Consider the following 591-nt stretch of genomic DNA (forward strand, 5'->3'; position numbering starts at 1 on the left):
ATTTCCGAATCCGGCGGCGATCCGAGCCGCTGAATCAGCGGATCGTCCCCAAAGTGGTTGTGAAGTGAACAGTATTGGGCTTAGACCAGGTTGATCACGACGTCGATATTGCCCCGTGTGGCTTTGGAGTATGGACACGTCTGGTGCGCGGCGTCCACCAGCGCCTGGGCGACTTCGCGCTCCAGACCCGGCACGCGGACATTGAGACGAGCTTGAAGCAAGTATGCGTCTCCAGTTGTGCCCAGGTCCACTTCTGCGTCAATGGCCAAGTCAGGCGGGAGAGCGACCTTCATCTTGCCAGCAGCGATCCCCATCGCGCCAATGAAGCAGGCCGACCAGCCGGCGGCGAACAGCTGTTCCGGATTGGTGCCGTTGCCCGGCGAACCAGGAGACGAAAGCTGAATGTCCAGGCGGCCATCAGCGCTGCGCGATGTACCGTTGCGCCCACCGGAGGAGGTGTGGGTTCTGCCTGTGTAAAGTACTTTTTCGATTTGGGTCATGGTGGAGACTCCTTGCTAAACATGACGACATAAGTATTGCAGCATGTATGATTGCGTGGTTACTCTAATGGAGAGGCAGCCATGCGCAGAC

General features: G+C 58.2%; 1 protein-coding gene. It reads right to left on the reverse strand.

The window, feature by feature from the left end; translation table 11 throughout:
- Positions 1-80: 80 nt before the first annotated feature.
- Entirely contained in the window at positions 81-500 is a 420-nt protein-coding gene (locus ACGLHR_RS52125) for an organic hydroperoxide resistance protein (RefSeq protein WP_400104005.1), read from the reverse strand.
- Positions 501-591: the final 91 nt, after the last annotated feature.

Origin of the sequence: Cupriavidus sp. CuC1, assembly GCF_044627735.1 — a bacterium.
Classification (GTDB): domain Bacteria; phylum Pseudomonadota; class Gammaproteobacteria; order Burkholderiales; family Burkholderiaceae; genus Cupriavidus; species Cupriavidus ulmosensis.

Bases quoted from the DNA above. Each gene is read 5' to 3' on its own strand.
- ACGLHR_RS52125 (WP_400104005.1), bottom strand. From the start codon at position 500: ATGACCCAAATCGAAAAAGTACTTTACACAGGCAGAACCCACACCTCC.